This is a genomic window from Cupriavidus sp. 21MJTG02-4 (assembly GCF_057798975.1).
On sequence record NZ_JBYOJP010000022.1, the window covers coordinates 26,631 to 46,229 of the forward strand.

17 protein-coding genes are annotated in these 19,599 nt (G+C 61.2%); 6 read left to right on the forward strand and 11 right to left on the reverse strand.

The window, feature by feature from the left end:
- Positions 1–104 precede the first annotated feature (104 nt).
- The 4 genes from AC3FKH_RS30415 to AC3FKH_RS30430 form a co-directional block, all read right to left on the reverse strand.
- Positions 105–1,205 (reverse strand): IS5 family transposase, encoded by a 1,101-nt coding sequence (locus AC3FKH_RS30415; RefSeq protein ID WP_488679402.1) that lies wholly within the window; start codon positions 1,203–1,205, stop codon positions 105–107.
- Positions 1,206–1,294: 89 nt separating this feature from the next.
- A complete protein-coding gene (locus tag AC3FKH_RS30420; RefSeq protein ID WP_488679403.1) occupies positions 1,295–2,017 on the reverse strand; it encodes a FadR/GntR family transcriptional regulator in 723 nt (240 codons plus the stop codon).
- A gap of 43 nt (positions 2,018–2,060) precedes the next feature.
- Positions 2,061–3,020 (reverse strand): PDR/VanB family oxidoreductase, encoded by a 960-nt coding sequence (locus tag AC3FKH_RS30425; protein ID WP_488679404.1) that lies wholly within the window; start codon positions 3,018–3,020, stop codon positions 2,061–2,063.
- A 20-nt stretch (positions 3,021–3,040) separates the two neighbouring features.
- On the reverse strand, positions 3,041–4,360 hold the full coding sequence (locus tag AC3FKH_RS30430; protein WP_488679405.1) for a Rieske 2Fe-2S domain-containing protein: 1,320 nt from the start codon (positions 4,358–4,360) through the stop codon (positions 3,041–3,043).
- Between the two features lie 270 nt (positions 4,361–4,630).
- Here AC3FKH_RS30430 and AC3FKH_RS30435 point away from each other — a divergent pair, with 270 nt between their 5' ends.
- The gene (locus AC3FKH_RS30435) at positions 4,631–5,089 is read left to right on the forward strand and encodes a hypothetical protein (protein WP_488679406.1); all 459 of its coding nucleotides are present in this window, start codon (positions 4,631–4,633) and stop codon (positions 5,087–5,089) included.
- On the opposite strand, the gene AC3FKH_RS30440 is transcribed toward AC3FKH_RS30435, so the two are convergent.
- Together AC3FKH_RS30440 and AC3FKH_RS30445 are read right to left on the reverse strand one after the other, a co-directional pair.
- Positions 5,026–6,096: an IS3 family transposase gene (locus AC3FKH_RS30440; protein ID WP_488679407.1), complete on the reverse strand. Its 1,071-nt coding sequence runs from the start codon at positions 6,094–6,096 to the stop codon at positions 5,026–5,028. The two genes, AC3FKH_RS30435 and AC3FKH_RS30440, sit on opposite strands and share 64 nt — an antisense overlap.
- On the reverse strand, positions 6,096–6,629 hold the full coding sequence (locus AC3FKH_RS30445) for a transposase (RefSeq protein WP_488679408.1): 534 nt from the start codon (positions 6,627–6,629) through the stop codon (positions 6,096–6,098). Before AC3FKH_RS30445 ends, AC3FKH_RS30440 begins: the two co-directional genes overlap by 1 nt.
- A gap of 21 nt (positions 6,630–6,650) precedes the next feature.
- On the opposite strand from AC3FKH_RS30445, the gene AC3FKH_RS30450 reads away from it, so the two are divergent.
- The 5 genes from AC3FKH_RS30450 to AC3FKH_RS30470 all read left to right on the forward strand — a co-directional run bounded on the left by AC3FKH_RS30450 (position 6,651) and on the right by AC3FKH_RS30470 (position 12,348).
- Positions 6,651–7,667: an MFS transporter gene (locus AC3FKH_RS30450; RefSeq protein WP_488679409.1), complete on the forward strand. Its 1,017-nt coding sequence runs from the start codon at positions 6,651–6,653 to the stop codon at positions 7,665–7,667.
- 143 nt (positions 7,668–7,810) lie between these two features.
- Entirely contained in the window at positions 7,811–8,623 is an 813-nt protein-coding gene (locus AC3FKH_RS30455) for a helix-turn-helix transcriptional regulator (RefSeq protein WP_488679410.1), read from the forward strand.
- 127 nt (positions 8,624–8,750) lie between these two features.
- Complete coding sequence (locus AC3FKH_RS30460; RefSeq protein WP_488679411.1) at positions 8,751–9,794, forward strand: Rieske 2Fe-2S domain-containing protein; 1,044 nt, start codon at positions 8,751–8,753, stop codon at positions 9,792–9,794.
- Between the two features lie 11 nt (positions 9,795–9,805).
- Positions 9,806–10,864, forward strand: a complete 1,059-nt coding sequence (locus tag AC3FKH_RS30465) for an alcohol dehydrogenase (RefSeq protein WP_488679412.1) — start codon at positions 9,806–9,808, stop codon at positions 10,862–10,864.
- A 20-nt stretch (positions 10,865–10,884) separates the two neighbouring features.
- A complete protein-coding gene (locus tag AC3FKH_RS30470; protein ID WP_488679413.1) occupies positions 10,885–12,348 on the forward strand; it encodes an aldehyde dehydrogenase family protein in 1,464 nt (487 codons plus the stop codon).
- A 1,035-nt stretch (positions 12,349–13,383) separates the two neighbouring features.
- On the opposite strand, the gene AC3FKH_RS30475 is transcribed toward AC3FKH_RS30470, so the two are convergent.
- The 5 genes from AC3FKH_RS30475 to AC3FKH_RS30495 form a co-directional block, all read right to left on the reverse strand.
- Entirely contained in the window at positions 13,384–14,517 is a 1,134-nt protein-coding gene (locus AC3FKH_RS30475) for an enoyl-CoA hydratase/isomerase family protein (protein WP_488679414.1), read from the reverse strand.
- A gap of 8 nt (positions 14,518–14,525) precedes the next feature.
- Positions 14,526–15,296, reverse strand: a complete 771-nt coding sequence (locus AC3FKH_RS30480; protein ID WP_488679415.1) for an enoyl-CoA hydratase — start codon at positions 15,294–15,296, stop codon at positions 14,526–14,528.
- A gap of 12 nt (positions 15,297–15,308) precedes the next feature.
- Positions 15,309–16,202: a 3-hydroxyisobutyrate dehydrogenase gene (mmsB, locus tag AC3FKH_RS30485; protein WP_488679416.1), complete on the reverse strand. Its 894-nt coding sequence runs from the start codon at positions 16,200–16,202 to the stop codon at positions 15,309–15,311.
- Positions 16,203–16,247: 45 nt separating this feature from the next.
- The gene (locus AC3FKH_RS30490) at positions 16,248–17,771 is read right to left on the reverse strand and encodes a CoA-acylating methylmalonate-semialdehyde dehydrogenase (RefSeq protein WP_488679417.1); all 1,524 of its coding nucleotides are present in this window, start codon (positions 17,769–17,771) and stop codon (positions 16,248–16,250) included.
- A gap of 63 nt (positions 17,772–17,834) precedes the next feature.
- Positions 17,835–18,968 carry an acyl-CoA dehydrogenase family protein gene (locus tag AC3FKH_RS30495; protein ID WP_488679418.1) on the reverse strand — a complete coding sequence of 378 codons (1,134 nt, stop codon included), beginning with the start codon at positions 18,966–18,968 and terminating at the stop codon, positions 17,835–17,837.
- Positions 18,969–19,599 lie beyond the last annotated feature (631 nt).

A 19,599-nucleotide genomic window follows, 5' to 3' on the forward strand; every position in this document is an offset into this window, starting at 1 on the left:
CCTCAAGGCTGGTAGGTTCGCTATTTTTCGCAATCCGGAAGCTGGGCGTCACTGCATCGACTTTTTCCGCGTTTTGACGCCCATTACCGACTTCATTACCGCGATTACTGCAACTGCGGACGGAATTGTCCCAGCGAGCGCATGCGCACGAGGTTGTAGGCGGCCATGCTCAGCACAAACATCTGATCGACTTTCTTCAGGCCGCGCACCATCACCTGACGCATGCGCCCCACGGTCTTGATCCAGCCAAAGCCCTGTTCGATCAGCTTGCGCTTTTGTTGCGAGACCGCATACCCGGCGCTGCAAGCAATGGCATCGGGAACGGCAGAGCGTCGCCCCGAGGTGTTTTGTGCCACATGCGGCGTCACCTTCATCTCCAGGCAAGCCTCAATGAACTCGTGCGCGTCATAGCCCTTGTCCGCGCCCACGGTGACTTCCACATTCTGGTCTTCAATCACCTGCCTGGCATCGTTGAGCATGACCTTTGCGGCCTCGCGCTCGGCGTGCCCGTCCGCATTGGTCACCATGGCGCTCACCACCAGGCCATGGCGGTTGTCGCTCAAGGTATGACCCATGTAGCGCAGCTCGCTGGCTGTCTTGCCCTTGCGGTAGAGCTTGGCATCGGGATCGGTCTTGGACTCGTGCGTCTCATTGCTACGCTTGCGCCCCTTGAAGTTGCCGCCGTCGTCGTCGTCCTTGTCGCTGCCATCCTTGCGCACGAAGCTCTTGTGGCCTGCCCAAGCCTGAATCAGCGTGCCGTCCACGCTGAAGTGCTCACCCGACAGCCAGTTCTTCTTCTGCGCGATGGCCAACACCTCGTTGAAAAACTTGATCACCGCATCATGCTTGATCAGACGTTCGCGATTCTTGGTGAAGACCGTGGGCACCCAAACTGGGTCGTCCATCGACAGCCCGATGAACCAGCGAAACAGCAGGTTGTACTGCGTCTGCTCCATGAGCTGACGCTCAGAGCGAATGCTGTAGAGCACCTGCAGCAGCATGGCACGCAGCAACTTCTCCGGCGCGATGCTGGGGCGGCCACCCTTGATATCGGCCTCGTACATCTGCGCGAACAACCGGTCCATCTTCACCAGCGCCTGATTGGCCATGGTGCGGATCGAGCGTAGCGGATGGGACTTCGGCACGAAATCCTCCAGCCTCCGCATCGTGAACAAACTCTCGGTGAACGTGTCTGCGCCGCGCATGAATATAGGGTTGGATGGGGTCCTCAAATCAACGCCTCGGCTCGTCGTCGCGCTGACTTCCGCTGGAGGTATTTCAGCGGCCTGTTAGGTCAGGTTTCCAGGTAGCTGGACCAGTACGTGGTCGCTCGGTCCATGTGCTGCAGGATCAGGCGTTCTGCTTTTGAAATGTCGCGGCTCCGGATGTGTTCGAGCATCTGCCTATGCTCGCGTGCCGATGCCAGACCTTGGGTACGGTCTTGGAACAGCACGGCCCTGCGGCGGGCTGTAAACCGATAGAAGGCGTTCAGCGTCCGAACGAGCACCGAGTTGTGCGCGGCGTCGACCACAGCGATATGGAAGTCCGTATCCATCTCTGCGATGTTTCCGCCAGCCTCAAGCGTTTCGTCGGTCCTGGCGAGGATGGCTTCCATTCGGGCCAGGTCCTCATCGGTGCGACGTTGGCAAGCCAAGCTGACGGCGAGCAATTCAAGGTGAGCTCGCACTTCCATCGTCTCCGTGACCTCTGTCGGGGTGGGGGTCGCCCCGATATCGGTCAGCAGCACGAGCGCTTCGAAGCTGCTCTCGCGAGACATGTGGCGCAGATAAATTCCGGAATTCGGACGCGACTCCACCACGCGGAGCGTGACAAGCGTCGAAAGCGCTTCTCGAACAGCATTTCGGCCTACGCCCAATCGCTCGGCCAGGTCGCGCTCGGATGGCAAGCGATCGCCTGGCTGCAGGCGCCGGTCTTGCAGGTACGCGAGAATGCCGGCAATGACGTTGTTGCCGGCGCTAGCGCGCGGTTCAGCGGTGCCTTCTTGTGCGAAGTTCATGATTTGCTTTCCATTGGCCGTTTTTTGGCCCTGTCTTCCGCCGTCAAAGGTCAAGCACCAATGTCTTCGAGCGCGCGCCGGAGCAGCAAACCATGATTGCCTGGTTGGCCTGCTTCTCTTCGTCGCTCAGGAAGTCGTCCCGATGGTCGGCCTGGCCGTCAATGATTCCGGTCCGGCAGCTTCCACAGACGCCATTGCAGCAGGAATAGGGCACTGCAACGTTATTATCCAACAGCACGTCGAGAATGGTCTTGCCGGGCTCCACGCGGTACTTCGTACCGCTCTTGTGCAGAACCACATCGAAGCCGCCCTCTGTGGCAGCCTGCTGCGTCGCGGAAAACCGCTCGTAGTGAACCGTGGCGGGATCTCGCGCCTGCGTGACGGCCAGAAAGTCGTCAATCATGCGAGTCGGACCACAGCAGTAAACGTGCGTCGAAGCAGACAGGGCTGCCACAACGGCGCCAATATCCAGGCGCTGACCGGATTCGGAGTCGTGGAAATGGCACACACGGCCGCGGTCTGCGTCAAGGCGCTGAAGCTCCTCGGCGAAGGCAGTTTCGCCAGGCGAGCGGCTGGCGTACATCAGCTTCCACTCGCGCCCAAGAGCGTCCAACCGGCGAATCATCGGGAGAACTGGCGTAATCCCGATGCCACCCACGAAGAATACGACGCTGGACGCACACTCATCGAGTGGGAAGTCGTTCGCGGGCGGCGTAGCCCACAATTTGTCTCCCACGCGCAGCTTGTCATGGGCCCAACGTGAGCCACCTCGACCGTCGGGTTCGCGCTGGACGGCGACCCGGTAATGCGCAGGGTCTGCCGACGCCGCATTGGCCAGGGAATAGCTGCGAATCATTCCCGGTTGGAGATGCAGGTCAATGTGCGCGCCGGGGTGGAAGCCCGGCAGGGGCTTCCCGTCGGCGGAAACGAAATCGAACGAAGAGATTCGCTCTGCTTCGAAGGTGATTCGCTTCAGGCGAACTTCAATCAGCGAGGTGTTCATGCTCATTTCCAGTACTAAGATCAGGGCGTGTAGCCAAAGTCCTTGCCCGGCTCTGCACGCATTGCTTCTTCGCCAAGCTTCATCCAGTCGCCGCCCAGAGGGATGGTCAGCGATACAGCTCGCCAGCGAAATGCGCCAGGTGCATTGCTCGACGGCGGACGCTCGCCAGACGCCGCCAGCTTTTTCACTGCTTCCAGGAGGACGCGGCGCATTCGGGCAACACCGGTGTCGCTGGTTCCAAGATGTTCCTTGCTGCGGTCCAGGATGGGCGTCGTGCCAGACTGGCATGCCGCGTCTTGAATCCACAGACCTGGCATCCCGGAGTTGTACTTATCCACCTGAGACTTGTAGTCGAACTGATAGGCGTTGCTACGGTTGTACTGGCTCCAGTACGTGTGATACGGCTCCGTTACCGGCCGCTTCTCGAATGCACCGTCCGAATGGTGGCCAGTCTCACGGCCGTTGTGTCCTTCCTTGAAGAGCTTGCGGGTGCGCTCATAGAACGGCTTCGCCGGGTGGTAGGAGAACATCAGGCAGAGCGTGTGTTCGTCATCGATGGGCACCCATGCGTGGCCGCTCAGTTCAGGGTACTGGGACTGCGGCGGTACCAGCGTCCAGAAGGGCATCAGAAACTGGTTGACGCGCACATAGTTGTCGCCATCGGCCGTTTTGCGACGCGCACCGATGCTGACGCCAGCGTCGTGCTGCACGCATTCGAACGTCGGGCTCAAGTCTTGGGCTTGGCGCCACTGGTTGATGACACCGCCTTCGCCAACACGGCCGTGGAGAATCGCAGCGTGCGCAGAGTCAATTTCGCCTTCTAGCGCTTGCAGCCAGTTGCATTCCTGAACACGCATGGAAATGGCGACTTGCTCCTCCGGCACCATGTTCCATTCCACTTCAGGAAGGTCCGGCGCCTTGTCAGCGTCGGGGCCCATGTAAGCCCACAGAACGCCGTTGCGTTCCTTGACGGGGTAGGCCTTGATTTTCATGCGCTTGCACATCGGACTGTCAGCAGGCTCGCAAGGCATTTCCTCGCACTGGCCGCTGACTTTGAACTTCCAGCCGTGATACACGCACCGCAAGCCGTCATTTTCGTTGCGGCCAAAGACCATCGGCGCCCCGCGGTGGGGACACGCGTGGTCCACCAGCCCGACGTTTCCACTGTTGTCACGGAATGCGACCAGGTCTTCGCCAAGTAGCTTCACGCGATATGGCTGACCGCCAGCAGTCACCTCCGATGCCTTGAGGAACGGAATCCAGTACAGCCGCATCAGGGTGCCCATGGCCGTCCCCGGGCCGACGCGCACCAGCAGTTCGTTGTCTTCGCGAGAAAGCATTGTCAGGTCCTTTTTTGGTAGTCCAATCTGGTGGGACCAATTCTAGACGGAGAAAGGCTGACAGAAATTGGTAGAAACCCTGAGGAAGGGTGCGTGATACGCAAGCTTGGTACTAACCATCCTCTGTGCCATTACGAGATTGACATTAGAATTGTGATGTTTTATCGACATCAGAAAGGTTTACGGGATTACCCGGGTATCGCTCAAGGCGGCAGTTTTCATATAGTGACAGGACCAAAGTGGTCCCACCAAAAGAAGTTCGGAGACAAAATGGAAGTGTCGTCGCCCCCCATCCGCGCCTCACTAGAGGCTGTAAGCAATCCAAGTGTCGATAAAGCCTCAGGCGATGCCATAGTCAGAAAGGTCGGGCGGCGCTTGATGTGGTACGTGATCGCGCTCTATGTCGTCTCGGTTCTAGACCGCGGCAATCTCGGGTTCGCATCGTTTTCCATGAACAAGGACCTTGGACTTACGCCACAGATGTATGGAATCGGCGTTGGCATCCTGTTCCTTGGATACTCACTTTTCGAGGTCCCCAGTAATCTGGCACTTGCCAAGTACGGGGCGCGCCTCACGTTGACGCGCATCGCGATGCTGTTCGGCTTGGTCACGATGTCGATGGCGTTCGGCGGCTGTCAACGTAGTTGTCGCGTGAGGGTATTGAATCAAGCGGCTTCTTTGAAGGCGTCGGCCTCCTTGTTTGGCGTTTCTGGATTCAGGTTGACCTGATCGACATAGCTCCAGTCACGGGTCTGCTTTGACCAGCGCCGTGGATTGGCTCGGCGTGCCAGTTCGTAGACGACGGCCCGATTGGCGAGCAGGGCCACGTCTTGCCCCGCATGGCGTTGATTGGGCGTCACGAAACCGATGGCGCTATGACGATGCTCCTCGTTGTACCAACGCACGAGTGCGGTGGCCCAACGACGCGCTTGCAGCAGGTTCTCGAATGGTTTGACGGGCAGTTCCGGGCGGTACTTCAGCGTGCGGAACAGGGCTTCCGAATGGGGATTGTCATTGCTCACCGAGGGGCGGCTGCGGCTGGGCGCCACGCCCAGGCGCTGCATGGTCGCCAGCATCGTCTCGCCCTTCATCGGGGAGCCGTTGTCCGAGTGCACCACGAGTTGCCCTGCGGCGATGCCCTGTCTGGCACAGATGTCCTGCAGCAACCCCGCCGCTTGCTCCGCGCTTTCGCTGTCGAACACCTGCCAGCCTACGATCTTGCGGCTGAAGAGGTCGACGAACAAGTACAGATAGAAGTGGATGCCACGCACGCACGTGGGCAAATACGTGATGTCCCAGCAAAAGACCTGGTTGGGTCGTGTCGCTGTCAGCGCCCGCGGCCTGCTGCGCTTTTGCGGCGCACGCTCCGGCCGGCGATGGTGCATCTGGCCGGCCTGACGCAGCAGCCTGTACAGCGTCGATTCGCTGGCGATATAGCGCCCCTGATCGGCCAGACGAGGCACGATCTGGCTCGGTGGCAGGTTCTTGAACTCGTCGCCGTTGAGCACCGCCATGGCCGCCTTGCGCTCGGCTTCGCTGAGCTTGTTGGCCGGGTCCGCCCGTTCGTGCAGGCCCTTCACACGGCGATCCCCGACCCGCCCTTCAGGACGCCGCCAGCGCTGCATGGTCCGCGCGGACAAGCCAATCTGGGCGCACGCCGGCTCCAGCCTCGCACCGGCGGCGCAGGCTTCATCAATCAAGGTCATCAGAGTTTGGCGCTGTTGGGCACAGGTCATTAATCCTCGTCCCCCAACAGCGCTTGGAACTTTTTTTGCAATACCAGCAGCGCTGCCGCCTCAGCCAGGGCGCGTTCCTTACGCCGCAATTCGCGCTGCAACACCTCGTGCTTGTCTTGCAGGGCCTTAAGCTCTGCCTTGGCTTCGCGCCGCTCTTGCAGTGTCTCGGGGGCGGGGCTGCCGCAAAAGGCTTCGCGCCACGCCGTCAGTTGGTGCTCAAACAGCCCCTTCTCGCGGCACCAGGCGTGCAGCGCCTCACCGCTGAGGCCATGACTCTCCTGCAGGGCCAACAGCCGCTCGGCGGCGCTCCATTGGCGGGCCGGCAGGCTCTCGGGAAGGCTGCTAGGCATCGCAACTTCAGCTATGCCTTTGCGCGGCTCCTTGAGCCAACCCTTGAGGGTGTGCAGCGGCATGTTCAACTCTGCCGCAATGGCTGCCAGCGTACGCGTTCCGCGCTGCCTGGCTTTGCTCAATGCCTGCTCTTTGAATTCAGGTGTTCTTCTCAATCTCTGCATTTTCTCTTGTCGTTCCAATGCGGATCATCCGCCTGGGAAATGGAACCGACAACTATTCTGACGCCGGGGGCGTTTGTGACGGGGCCACACAGCTTCTACCTCGTAAGAGGCCTACTTGGCATGGCCGAAGCAGGACTCACGCCGGGTGTCTTCCTGTTTTTGAGCTACTGGATTCCGCAGAGCTACCGCGCTCGGTACAACGCTGCCTTCACGTACGCCGTCCCCTCGGCATACATCCTTGCCTCACTTGTGTCCGGTGCCATCCTTCAACTCGACGGTGTCATGGGCGTGCCAGGATGGAAATGGTTGTTTGTGCTCGAGGGCTTGCCGGCCGTATTGCTGGGCGTGATTGGCATCTTCTATCTCACCGACAGGCCTCACCAGGCAAAATGGATGAGCGCCTCGGAACGTGAATGGCTCGAGGCTCAAATCGAACGCGAGGGGACTGTTCAGCACCAAAAGTCCGGGAAGTTGGGCGATTTGCTGCGCCGTCCGGTGCTTTGGATTCTCGCCATTGGCTACATCGGAATCTTTTGCGGTAACGCGACGCTAGGGATCTGGCTGCCGCAAATCATGCATGGGCACGGCGTTGCGCTATCGGTGATCGGCTTCGTTGCAGCGGTGCCTCCGCTCGCTGGCGTAGTCGGGATGACCTTTCTGTCGCGTCACTCCGACAATAGGAAAGAGCGTGTGTGGCACACCGTCGCCTGCATGTTGATTGCAGCCCTTGGGTTCGGCCTGGTTGCGGTGTCGCGAAACGCTGCCACCGCGCTCATCGGTTTCATGTTGGCAAATATCGGTGTGTACTCTTCTCTCGCCATCTTCTGGTCCATTCCTCAGACCTACTTGGCTACGCAAGTCCGCCCGGCGGCCATCGCACTAATCAGTTCCTTTGGCGCGCTCTTTGGCGGCTGGCTCGCGCCCATGTACATCGGCAAAATGCAAGGGTACTTCCACAGCCTGCCGATGGGCATGGCAATCGTGGCTGCACTCATGCTCATGTCGTCACTGTGCGCCGGCGTGGCAGGAGCTCGGCTTGCCAAGAGAGCGGAGTAGAGCCTTCGTGGGGGCGGGCGCGCCACCGGGCTTTGAGGACCGGTTGGTAACAATGCTCCCGATTGCGGCCAGAAGTCCCTTTTCGGCAACATTGCGGCGCAATGGAGCGGTGATGCGATCGCGAGCTTTGGAGAGCAATGACAATGGAACAGAAGCCGGTTTCAGAGGAGTGCACTGCCAACGCCATTATGGCCATTGGAACCGACAAGTTTGGTGTAGAGATCGAGACGTTCGTCGACAGCATTTGCGAAGTAGATTTTTGTGCATGCTATCGCGTGGCCGAAGATGGCGTCGATGTCGTTGCGTTGAGCGATCCGAATCGCTTTGAATCGGCTGCGCGCATCGACTCCTACACACACGATAACCTTTGGGCAACTGACCCGTCACTGCTTCAGGCTTGCCATCAACTGACATCAGCAGCCTTCACCCACACCAGACTTGCGCGAAGTGATATCTCGGATGGGCGTCTGCGCGATTTGGTCTACACGCATCTCGTGGACAGGCTGCTAATTTGCCATAAGGGAAAATTCGGCGTCTTCGCGATGAGCTTGCTGCGGTGGCGAAGAAGCGCACCCTTCCAGTTCAGTGACGTCGACGCGTTGGTGGCCGCCAGTCCGGTCATCATGGCACTTATCGACCGCCATTTTGCTTCGTTGGCAACCCGCAGTCGCCCCGCCAACGCGTTTAAGTCGCTGGCTTTTGCCGAAGAGTGCTTTGACGCGCAGACGGCTATGCCCGCTCGGGAATGCGAGGTTTGTGCACGCATCGTTTTCGGTCACTCCATCCCTGCGATTGCCCAGGACCTGAGGGTAAGCGTCGACACGGTGAAGAGCTATGTAAAGCGGGCCTATCAACGGCTCGGCATTGCTTCGCAGCGGGAGCTCGTGGTTACGTACCTTGAGTGCTGGGCAACTTGGCTACCAGTCCAGAAGGACGCGCGCAGGCTGGTTAGTTAGCTAGCGGGTTGTCACCCGGTCGGGTGGCAGACAACTCTTTGCGCGGGACATAGAGTGAGTTGACCCTCAACAAAAGAGCGCTCGCAAGGCTTCATATGCTGCGGTGCTCAACAAGGAGACTTACTCTATGTACCTCAAGAGCGCCTGGTATGTGGCGGGATGGGACGCGGAATTTCCTGGCGACAGCAAGCTTCTGTCGCGACGACTCCTCGGGCAAGACATCGTCTTCTACCGTCTCGGAGATGGGAAGCTTGTCGCGCTGGAAGACAGATGCTGCCACCGGGCGGCACCTCTATCGAAAGGGCAACAGGAAGGCGACCAACTTCGCTGCATGTATCACGGCTTGCTGTTCGACTGCACTGGTCGATGTGTCGAAGTGCCAGGACAAGAGCGACTCTCCGATAAACTGCGCGTCCGCAGCTATCCTGTCGAGATTCGGGACAACCTCGTCTGGATCTGGATGGGGCCCGCAGAAGAGGCAAATCCGTACGAGATTCGCCGCGTCCATTGGCACGATAACCCCGGCTGGAGCGTCGAAGAAGGCGGCTACATTCGCTATGCGTCGGGCGTACAACTGATTGTTGATAACCTCCTGGATTTCTCCCACCTGGGCTTTGTCCACAACAAGTCGATCGGTACCCGAAAGCAGGGCAACATTCGGCCTGAGACGGAATTCAGTGAAGAGAGCGTCTCCGTTCGCTTCACCACGCTCAACAGTTCGCCCCCGGCATTTGCTCGCCAGCTAGGCCAGTTGCCTGAAGCCGTCGACCGCTTCAACTATTACGCGTGGTACATCCGCGGCAACTTGTTCGTTCAGGATTCGGTGATTGCTCCAGTTGGCGACGGGTATGAGAGCGAAGACCTGACGACAATCAAGCTCCATACGTTCATCGCGCTAACACCGTGCGACGAGAACACGACGCACTACTTCTGGGCGACTGCGCACAACGATTTCGCCTCCACCGAGGGCGACCTTACCCGAAAACTCACTCAGCAGGTAATGAATGCCTTCGAAGAGGACAGGGAAATCATTGAAGCTCAGCAAACCGTGATCTCCGCTAGGCCGAAAGCCCCGATGATTGCCATCGCCGCAGACGGCACCCTCCTTAAAGTGCGCCGCATGCTCGACGAGATGCTGACTACTGAACAGTCCAAACAGCCTGCGCAGTAAGGGACATGCATATGAGAAGCTACGACATCGTCGAGTGGGGGAAGCCGCTCCAAGAGGTCTTGCGTGAAACACCGTGGCCCACAGGAAGCGAGGTACGAGTGAAGGTTGAAGCATGCGGGGTCTGCCATAGTGACCTGCATATTCGCGAAGGCGCGCTAGACCTCGGGAACGGAAAGCGTATCGACTTCGGCAGCGTGGGCGTCAAGCTACCGTTCACTATGGGACATGAGATTGTCGGTACTGTCGACGAAATCGGCCCCGATGCAAGCATCGCGCGCGGTACGCGTTGCGTCGTCTACCCATGGCACGGATGCGGTGATTGTCTGAACTGCCGCACCGACCGTGAGGTGGACTGTGAGAGGGGGCGGGCGCTCGGTACCAGGAAGCCTGGCGGATACTCCGACTATGTCTTGGTGCCCCATGAGCGGTATCTGCTTGATTATGGGACACTCGACCCGCTCCTGGCAGCAACTTGCGCATGTTCCGGGCTGACTTCTTTTAGCGCACTACGAAAGCTGCCTCAGCTGCGGCAGGAGGACACCCTGGTGCTTATTGGTGCCGGAGGACTCGGTCTGGCAGCGCTGGGCCTGGCCTCCGCTGTTACCGCGGCGCGAGTCGTCGTCGCGGACATTGACGATGCGAAGCTGGAGCATGCGGCCAAAGCGGGTGCAGCTGATGTCGTTAACTTGCGCTCCGACGATGCGGTACTTGCGTTGCGCCAGGCCTCGCCGAATGGCATTCGCGCGGTGATCGATTTTGTCGGCTCTGCCCAGACGACAGGAATTGCGCTGGACAGCGTCACACGAGGCGGGTCAGTCATCGTTGTCGGATTGTTTGGCGGGGCACTCTCCGTGTCGACAGCCCTCTTGCCGATGCGCAACGTGACGCTAAGAGGTTCCTATGTGGGCTCCCTTGATGAGATGAAAGCTCTGCTGACTTTGATGGCTGAGCAGGGAATCGCTTCGCCGGTCCAACTGCAGAGGCGCCCGATGTCGCAAGTGAATGTTGCGTTGGACGACCTCGCTCGCGGTCACATCGCCGGCCGCGTGCTTGCGATTGTTGGTCAATGATGATCGCAAAGGATATGCCCATGACCTATGAATCCGCAGAGGCAGTTTCTGGCTACCTGCTAGAGAAACCCGTTTCCCTACTCATCGACGGCAGGCTAGCCAATGGCACAGGCAGCATTGATGTCATCAACCCGGCGACTGCCCAGAAATGCGCAATTGCGCCAGTTGCATCGCTGTCCCAACTGGATGCTGCAGTTGCTGCCGCTAGGAGAGCGCAGCCAGGATGGGCAGCCACTTCGCTAGAGGAGCGAGGGGATCACCTTCGAAAAATTGCTGTGGTGCTGCGAGAACATGCGGATGAATTTGCCGCACTGCTTACCCTCGAGCAAGGCCGTCCAACGGCGCAGACACGTGTCGAAGTCACACGTGCCGCGTCGCTGCTCGAGGCGATGCTGACAATCGATATTGGCGACGAGGTATTGCGTGAGGACGAATCCTATCGTGTTGTCCTGCGACATCGGCCGCTTGGGGTAGTCGGGGCCATCGCGCCTTGGAACGTGCCACTTGGTTTGGCCATTCCGAAGATTACTCACGCCCTTTACACGGGAAATGCAATTGTTCTCAAGCCGTCGCAGTACACGCCGCTGGCGACCCTGCGCCTCGGGGAATATGCCGCGGACGTCTTCCCGCCAGGCGTGCTAAACATCGTGAACGGTGGAAACGAGCTAGGAGAGGCAATCTGCACCCATCCCGACGTTGACAAAATCACGCTTACCGGGTCTGTTGCAACGGGCAAGCGGGTTATGGCTACAGCGGCAGGCACTCTGAAGCGACTGACGCTTGAGCTTGGTGGCAACGACCCGTGCATAATCCGGGAGGATGCGAATGTCGAGCGGATTGCGCCGGCGCTATTTGCAGCAGCGTTCGTGAACAGCGGACAGGTATGCATGGCAATCAAGCGATTGTACGTACATGAGACTTTGCATGACCGCTTGGCACAGCGGATGGCCGAGTTGGCTTCGAACGCGCGGGTAGGCGAAGGGTTCGAGTGGGCTACCGAACTCGGGCCGGTGCAGAATCGCGCTCAGTTCGAGTCAGTCAAGGCTGTGCTGGATGAGGTTCGGGCTGACCCGGAAGCTAGGGTCCTGGCCGGCGGGAAAGCCTTCGACGGTCCGGGATACTTTATCGAGCCGACCATCGTTACTGGCCTGACAGAAGGGTCAGTACTCGTTGAAAAGGAGACCTTCGGTCCGGTGCTGCCCATCCTGTCGTTCCGCACAGACGAGGAGGTCATCGCACGGGCTAACGCAGGGAGTCTCGGTCTTTGCGCGTCGATCTGGGGGGAGAGTGTTCCTGAAGCAGAAAAGATAGCACGCCGCTTGGTTGCCGGGACCATTTGGATAAACCGTCACGTGGGCGTTGACCCGGTGGTGCCGTTCGGCGGAGCAAAGCAATCGGGCCTTGGGAGGCAGTTTGGACGCGAAGGGCTACTCGATTTCACGGAGAGTTGTGCCCTCTACATACCCCAAAGCATCCGTACCTGAGGCGATGGTTCTTGGTTCGCCGGTGAACGCTTTACCGGCGAAACAGGAGTGGCTACCAGCTAGCGGCAGCGGGTGCGCAAATCTCTGTATGGCTCCCTGAGTACCTGGGGCGAATCCGTCGATGTTCGCCGTGTAGGTGTGGTCAGCCTGTGCTGCAACCGTGAAGTGTAGTAAGAGCGTTCCCTCCGGGCCTTATCACAAGTCGTTTTAAATCAGTGGATTAGCGGCTTCTGCGTTAGCCGCCGCAATCAACCTGAGATTGTCCAGGCTGCAAATAGGTCAAATTTCCCCATGCGCCGAATCCAACGAGTACTGCAACCTGTGCAGTAAAAGTTGGAAACGGAAGGCGGTGCGGCATCTTCCCGAAGAGCAAACACCTCAGAACTCTTGAGTTTTTGATGAGGGAAAGAGCGTCGGTTATCACGCGCCAATTCGCAGCACGCGACACATGGCTTAGTGAGGGAAGTGGCGGCTTGTGGAGGATCAATTTCGGCCCTCGCTGTTCCGCTAGGAAACTTGACTGTTCGCCCCCACCTTTTCGAGACAGACCAATATAGCGCTCTTAGAGCGCGATCGTCGATCTTGGCAATGGCGTGACTTCCTAAAACCAGGTGGCGGTACTTAAGCGCGCCAAGTTCAGCTGCGCAAGCAATGCAAACCAGCTGTGTACGTCCGCGTTCTTGCGCAATCCACTCATCCAGCAGCGCTGCAAGGTGTTTCTCATAGGTGCCCGTGAAACGTCTCGCGTTAGCGTGTGCTGTGCGCTGGGCCCTACGACTCAGTGCGTGAATATCTTCCAGAATCTTGCTGAGTTGAGACTGGATCGTGCCGGAAGGAAAGTGGATCTTATTGTGTGGTCGACGTGTTTCTTGTGTACCGTGTTCAATTGCGTGGCAAGCGTCGCGCACTGATATGCTCCCATTTACATCTTCGTTCCGAACGCAGCAAAGCCCCGCATGTGTGATCGCGCGGAAGACACTTGCACGCCTTGGAATGCTAGGATGCTCGCTGCTACATGTTAAAGACCCGGTTGCTTCAGCAGCTTTTGAAGAGTAGTGGTTCTTCGGCAGGCATCCACCAAGGCCGGAACAATGCGTGGACGTCGTCATTGCTCACAGCGTCGTAGCTGCTCAGGCGCCAGCGCGGCGCGTTGTCCTTGTCGACAATCAGCGCGCGCACGCCCTCGATGAAATCCCCGCGCGTGAATGACTGCACCACCACCGCCAGCTCCATGCGGAAGCAGTCGGCCAGGTCGAGCCGGCGGCCGCGCAGCAGCAGCTCACGTGTGGCGCACGCCGCCAGCGGCGAGCGCTTGCGCAAGATGTCCGCCGTGCGGGCGGCCCATTCGGCGTAGCGTGGATCGTCCTGGCAGGCCAGGCTGGCGATGATCTCGGGGAGCCCCGCATCGGCCGGGAAATGCCGCAGCAGGGCCGGCAGCACTTCGAGCAGCGGTGCGTCCGCCGCGCTGCAGATCGGCTCGCGTACCAGCGCACGGCGCAGGTCGTCCAGCGGCTGGCCAGTCCAGCGAACGGCTGCGAGCGTCTCTTCGAGACTGGCCAGCGTCGTGCTGTTGACCGCGACATCGGCCAGCCCGCACAGCAAGGCATCCTCGGCGCCAAGGGTCACGCCGGACAGGCCAAGATAGAGCGCCAACTGGACCGGCATCTTCGACAGGAAGTGGCTCGCGCCGACGTCGGGCACGAGCCCGATGCCGGTTTCCGGCATGGCCACGCGCGAGCGTTCGGTGACGATGCGCAGGTGCGCGGCCTGCGACAGGCCCATGCCGCCGCCCATGACGATGCCGTCCATCAACGCCACCACCGGCTTGGGATAGCGGTGCAGACGGTAGTCGAGCTGGTATTCGTCGATGAAGAACTCGCGCTGCAGCGGCGTGCCGTCGCGATGGCTGTCGTACAGCGCGCGGATATCTCCGCCCGCGCAGAAGGCCTTGGGCCCGGCGCCGCGCATCACGATGGCTTCGATATCGTCCTGTGCAGCCCACGCATCGAGTTGCGCGGACAGCATCGTGATCATCGGGTAGGACAACGCATTAAGCTGGCGCGGCCGGTTCAGCGTGACCAGGCCGACGCGGTTGATGACCTCGAACAGGACTTCGGGCTCGGCGCCGGCGGACGGGTTGGCGGGCGTGCTTTCCGGTGTCAGTCGCATGTGGGCTCCTAGCCGTTGCGCCATTGCGGCGTGCGTTTCTGCAGAAAGGCATTGACGCCTTCACGCTGGTCCTCGCCCGCGAACAGGTCGACAAAGCGCTCGCGTTCAACCGCGAGTGCGGCCTGGCGCGGCACACCCTGGCGCGCCAGATGCACGAGCTGCTTGCTGTAGGCCGCCGCGCGCGGGCTCACGGCGCAGGCGCGTCCGGCCATGGCCAGCGCGACGTCCAGCGCCTTGCCGCGCGGCACGACCTCCTCTACCAGGCCGATGCGCAGCGCCGTGGCGGCATCCACGCGCTCGTTGGTCAGGATCATGCGCTTGGCCCAGCCTTCGCCAACCAGCCACGGCAGGGTCTGCGTGCCGCAGCCGCATGGCAACAGGCCCACGGCGGCTTCAGGCAGGGCCATCTGGGCCTGCTCTTCGGCAATGCGCACATCGCAGGCGAGCGCGCATTCCAGGCCGCCGCCCATGGCGTAACCGTTGATCGCGGCGATCACGAGCGGCCGCGCATTCTGCAGCGCTTCGAACGCCGTGCCGAAGCGCTGCGCCATCACACGTGCATGGGCGCGATCGCCATCGGCGAAGCCGTTCAGATCCGCGCCGGCACTGAAGAAGCGGTCTCCGCTGCCGGTGATGACGACGGCGCGGACTTCCGGGTCGGCGTCAATCCTTGCCACGAGATCCTGCAATTGCTGGAGTCCCTCGGCGGTGAAGGCATTGGCCGGCGGGCGGCTAAGCGTGAGGCGGGCGATGTGCCCGTCCAGGGTGAATTCGATCATGGCGGGCTTCCGTCAGGCTTCGGTCCTGGGCTGGTATTGCCGGATCACCCCGGAGAAATCGAGCTGACCGTCGCCGGCCTGGCTCATGGCTTGATAAAGCTGCTGTGCCAGCGCGCCGAGGAACAGTGGCTGCTTCACACTGCGCGCGGCATCGGCGGCCAGGCCGAGGTCCTTGAGCATCAGGTCGGCGCCGAAGCCGCCCGTGTAGCCGCGCGAGGACGGCGCGGTTTCGATCACGCCCGGATACGGGTTGTAGGTGTCCGACGACCAGCAGCGGCCCGTCGAGGTATTGACGATGCCGGCCAGCACGTTGGCGTCGATGCCCAGCCGCACGCCGAGCGCCATGGCTTCGGACACGCCGATCATCGAGATCCCGAGGATCAGGTTGTTGCAGATCTTGGCGACCTGCCCGGTGCCGGTGTCGCCGCAATGGACCAGGTTGCGGCCCATATTGGCGAGCACGGGCTTGACCTGCTCGAACAGCCCCGGCGTGGCGCCGACCATAAAGGTCAGCGTGCCGGCCTGCGCGCCGCCAGTGCCGCCCGACACCGGAGCATCGGCCAGCGGATTGCCATGCGCGGCGGCGGCAGCGGCCAGTTCGCGCACGGTGGCCGGGTCGATGGTGCTGGAATCGACCAGCGGCACGCCGGGGCGCACACCCGCCAGCACGCCGTCCTCACCGAGATAGGCCGTGCGGACATGCGCGGCCGCGGGCAGCATGGTGATGACGAAGTCGGCCTCCGACACCGCCTTGCGCGCGGAATCGGCCGAGGCCGCGCCTTCGGCGCACAGCGATGCCACGGTAGCCGCGTTGAGGTCGAACACGGTCAGCGTGTGGCCGGCCTTGAGCAGGTTGCGCGCCATGGGGGCGCCCATGTTGCCGAGGCCGATGAAGGCGATATGCATGTCGGGTCTCCTGGATATTGTCTGGCGGGTCGGTACGTAGCGTGCTTACTTGAGGCTGATGGTCGTGTTCACGCCATCATTCACCGTGGCATCGTCGAACCAGCGCGCGGTCACGGTCTTGGTCTGGGTGTAGAACTGCACCACCTGCTTGCCGTAAGGACCCAGGTCGCCGAGCTTGGAACCGCGCGAGCCGGTGAAGCTGAAGTAGGGCACGGGTACCGGGATCGGAATGTTGATGCCCACCTGGCCGACATCGATCTCGCTCTGGAACTTGCGGGCAGCGGCGCCGCTCTGCGTGAACACGCCAGTGCCGTTGCCAAACGGATTGCGGTTGACCAGTGCAATGGCCTCGTCCAGTGTCTCTACGCCGACGACCACCAGCACCGGGCCGAAGATCTCGTTGGTGTAGACCGACATGTCGGTCGTCACATCCGTGAAGATGGTCGGGCCGATGAAATTGCCTTGCGGGTAGCCCGGCACTTCGACGTTGCGGCCGTCGAGCACCAGCGTGGCACCTTCCTTCTCGCCGGAGGCGATCAGGCCGAGGACGCGTTCCTTTGCCGCGACCGAAACGACCGGGCCGACATCGGTGCCCGCTTCCGCGCCGGCGCCCACCTTGAGCGTCTTCGCCTTGGCCACGAGTTCAGGCACCCATTCGCGCGCGGCTCCGACCAGAACGATGACCGAGGTCGCCATGCAGCGCTGGCCGGCAGCGCCAAAGCCCGCGCCTGCCAGCGCGTTCAGGGTTTGCTCCTTGTGCGCGTCGGGCAGCACCACGGCATGGTTCTTGGCGCCCATCATCGATTGCACGCGTTTGCCATGGGCACCGGCCAGGTTGTAGACATGGGTGCCGACCGCGGTCGAGCCGACGAAGGACACGGCCTTGATATCCGGGTGCGTGCACAGCGCGTCGACCACGTCCTTGGCGCCTTGTACAACGTTCAGCACGCCAGGCGGCACACCGGCTTCCACGGCCAGTTTCACCAGCTCCATGGTCGACAGCGGATCCTGCTCCGACGGCTTGAGCACGAAGGTGTTGCCGCAGACGATAGCCATCGGGAACATCCACAGCGGGATCATGGCCGGGAAGTTGAACGGCGTAATGCCGGCGCACACGCCGATCGGCTGCTGCAGGGTATAGGTATCGACCGTGGCTGCCACGTTCTCGGCAAAGCCGCCTTGCTGCAGCGTGCCGATGGAGCACGCGTGCTCGACCACTTCCAGGCCGCGGAAGATGTCGCCTTCGGCATCGGCCAGGGTCTTGCCCTGTTCGGCCGTGAGGATGGCGGCGATGCGCTTGCTGTGTTCGCGGATGAGTGCCTGGTAGCGCAGCATGATGCGCAGGCGCGCGCCAATCGGCGTATGGCGCCAGGTGGCAAAGGCGCGCTGCGCCGAAGCCACGGCCGCGGCGACTTCGCTGGCGGTGGCCAGCGGCACGCGCGCCAGGACCTCTTGCGTGGCGGGGTTGACCACCTGGCGGAATTCCGTGGCGGACGATTCCACCCACTCGCCGTTGATCAGCAGCGGGACGGTCGGAACGGCGTTGGCGGTCTGGGGCAGTGCACTCATGATGTCTCCGGTCGGTTCTGGATTGCGATGCAGGTTGAGGCGATTCGATAGGGCAAGTCGGTGCTACAGGCTGCGCGCGATCAGCATGCGCTGGATCTCGCTGGTGCCTTCGTAGATCTGCGTAATGCGCGCGTCGCGGTAGTGGCGTTCGACGGGGTAGTCCTCGAGGTAGCCATAGCCGCCGTGGATCTGCAGTGCCTTGGAGCAGACCCGCTCGGCCAGCTCGGACGCGTACAGCTTGGCCTGCGACGCTTCCGACAGGCAGGGCAGCCCTTGCGTGCGCATCCGTGCGGCGCGATGCACGAGCAGACGCGCGGCGTTGAGTTCGGTGGCCATATCGGCCAGCATGTTGGCGATGGGCGGGTGCTCGCGCAAAGGCCGGCCAAACTGCACGCGCTCCGACGCATAGCGGCACGCGGCCTCGAACGCTGAGCGCGCGATGCCGATGGCCTGTGCGGCGATGCCGATGCGCCCGCCCTCCAGGTTGGACAGCGCGATGCGCAGGCCCTCGCCGGGCTCGCCCAGCAGCGCGTCATGCGGCACTTCGCAGTCTTCCAGTGTGATGGCGCAGGTGTCCGAGGCGCGGATGCCCAGCTTCTTCTCGGGCGCGTGGACGATAAAGCCCGGTGTGTCCGTCGGCACCAGGAAGGCGGAGAGGCCCTTCTTGCCTCGTTCCGGCTCCGTGGCGGCGAACACCACGGCCACGCCGGCGCGCTGGCCGTTGGTGACGAACTGCTTGCTGCCGTTCAGCACCCAGCCGCGCTCGGTGGGCTGGGCGCGCGTGCGCAGGTTGTGGGCTTCGGAGCCTGCCTGCGGTTCGGTCAGGCAGAAGGCGCCGATGACTTCGCCGCTGGCCAGGCGTGGCAGGTAGCGCTGCTTCTGGGCGTCGGTACCGTAGTGCAGGACCGGCCCGCAACCTACCGAATTGTGCACGCTCATGAGCGTGGCGCACGCAGCGCAGCCGGCGGCGATTTCCTCGATGGCCAGCGCATACGCCACGTAGTCGGTATAGGTGCCGCCCCATTCCTCCGGCACGATCATGCCCAGCAGGCCCAGCGCGCCCATGTCGGCAACCACGTCTTGGGGCAGCCGGGCGGCGCGGTCCCACTCGGCGGCGCCCGCGGCGAGGCGCTCGCTGGCAAAGGCGCGCGCGCTGTCGCGGATCATGGTTTGCTCTTCGGTGTAGTCGCTATACATGGCAGGGAACTCGTGCGGGCGGCGGTTGAGGCGACGCCGAGCGATGTCGGCGATCATTTGCCCGCAGTGTAAAGACGCCGGAGCGCGACTTCTATGCCGAAATCCGCCAATCGTCCTGAACCGGTTTGCCACCTACCAAATCGCCGTGGCGCATAATGAAGTGACTATTCCATGCCGGAATCCGGCCGGAGGTCGCACAGAATACTGCAATCATGCCATTGAATTGACAATATTTCTTGCTCTCCGTGAGAAGAAGAATTGTCAATTTAACTTAATACGACTTAGCGTCAATTGGGCGACCTAGCATCAAATGAACGCTTCAGTCAGTTGTCACGCTGACATCCGACATAGGTACTTAAGCGGCCTGCTAGACTTCGAATCCAACTCGAAATGAATGATGGGGGAAAAAGGCACGCTCGCGTGAATGATGAGCGCGGCACATGAATGACGATCTTCAACATCAGCGAAGCGGCTCACAGAAAAAGGGAGTTCCACAGGCGTGCCCTGTGGAACCCGTGAAGCCCGAGTGCCGTGGAAAGTGTCATGCAGAAGGCCGGCATTCGAGTTTGGAAACACCAGAACTGGTGAGTGCGCCGCAGGTGTTAAGCCATGACAGCCGACGCGTTCGCTC

Bases quoted from the DNA above. Each gene is read 5' to 3' on its own strand.
- AC3FKH_RS30415 (WP_488679402.1), bottom strand. From the start codon at position 1,205: ATGCGCGGCGCAGACACGTTCACCGAGAGTTTGTTCACGATGCGGAGG.
- AC3FKH_RS30420 (WP_488679403.1), bottom strand. From the start codon at position 2,017: ATGAACTTCGCACAAGAAGGCACCGCTGAACCGCGCGCTAGCGCCGGC.
- AC3FKH_RS30425 (WP_488679404.1), bottom strand. From the start codon at position 3,020: ATGAACACCTCGCTGATTGAAGTTCGCCTGAAGCGAATCACCTTCGAA.
- AC3FKH_RS30430 (WP_488679405.1), bottom strand. From the start codon at position 4,360: ATGCTTTCTCGCGAAGACAACGAACTGCTGGTGCGCGTCGGCCCGGGG.
- AC3FKH_RS30435 (WP_488679406.1), top strand. From the start codon at position 4,631: ATGGAAGTGTCGTCGCCCCCCATCCGCGCCTCACTAGAGGCTGTAAGC.
- AC3FKH_RS30440 (WP_488679407.1), bottom strand. From the start codon at position 6,096: ATGACCTGTGCCCAACAGCGCCAAACTCTGATGACCTTGATTGATGAA.
- AC3FKH_RS30450 (WP_488679409.1), top strand. From the start codon at position 6,651: ATGGAACCGACAACTATTCTGACGCCGGGGGCGTTTGTGACGGGGCCA.
- AC3FKH_RS30455 (WP_488679410.1), top strand. From the start codon at position 7,811: ATGGAACAGAAGCCGGTTTCAGAGGAGTGCACTGCCAACGCCATTATG.
- AC3FKH_RS30460 (WP_488679411.1), top strand. From the start codon at position 8,751: ATGTACCTCAAGAGCGCCTGGTATGTGGCGGGATGGGACGCGGAATTT.
- AC3FKH_RS30465 (WP_488679412.1), top strand. From the start codon at position 9,806: ATGAGAAGCTACGACATCGTCGAGTGGGGGAAGCCGCTCCAAGAGGTC.
- AC3FKH_RS30470 (WP_488679413.1), top strand. From the start codon at position 10,885: ATGACCTATGAATCCGCAGAGGCAGTTTCTGGCTACCTGCTAGAGAAA.
- AC3FKH_RS30475 (WP_488679414.1), bottom strand. From the start codon at position 14,517: ATGCGACTGACACCGGAAAGCACGCCCGCCAACCCGTCCGCCGGCGCC.
- AC3FKH_RS30480 (WP_488679415.1), bottom strand. From the start codon at position 15,296: ATGATCGAATTCACCCTGGACGGGCACATCGCCCGCCTCACGCTTAGC.
- mmsB (WP_488679416.1), bottom strand. From the start codon at position 16,202: ATGCATATCGCCTTCATCGGCCTCGGCAACATGGGCGCCCCCATGGCG.
- AC3FKH_RS30490 (WP_488679417.1), bottom strand. From the start codon at position 17,771: ATGAGTGCACTGCCCCAGACCGCCAACGCCGTTCCGACCGTCCCGCTG.
- AC3FKH_RS30495 (WP_488679418.1), bottom strand. From the start codon at position 18,968: ATGTATAGCGACTACACCGAAGAGCAAACCATGATCCGCGACAGCGCG.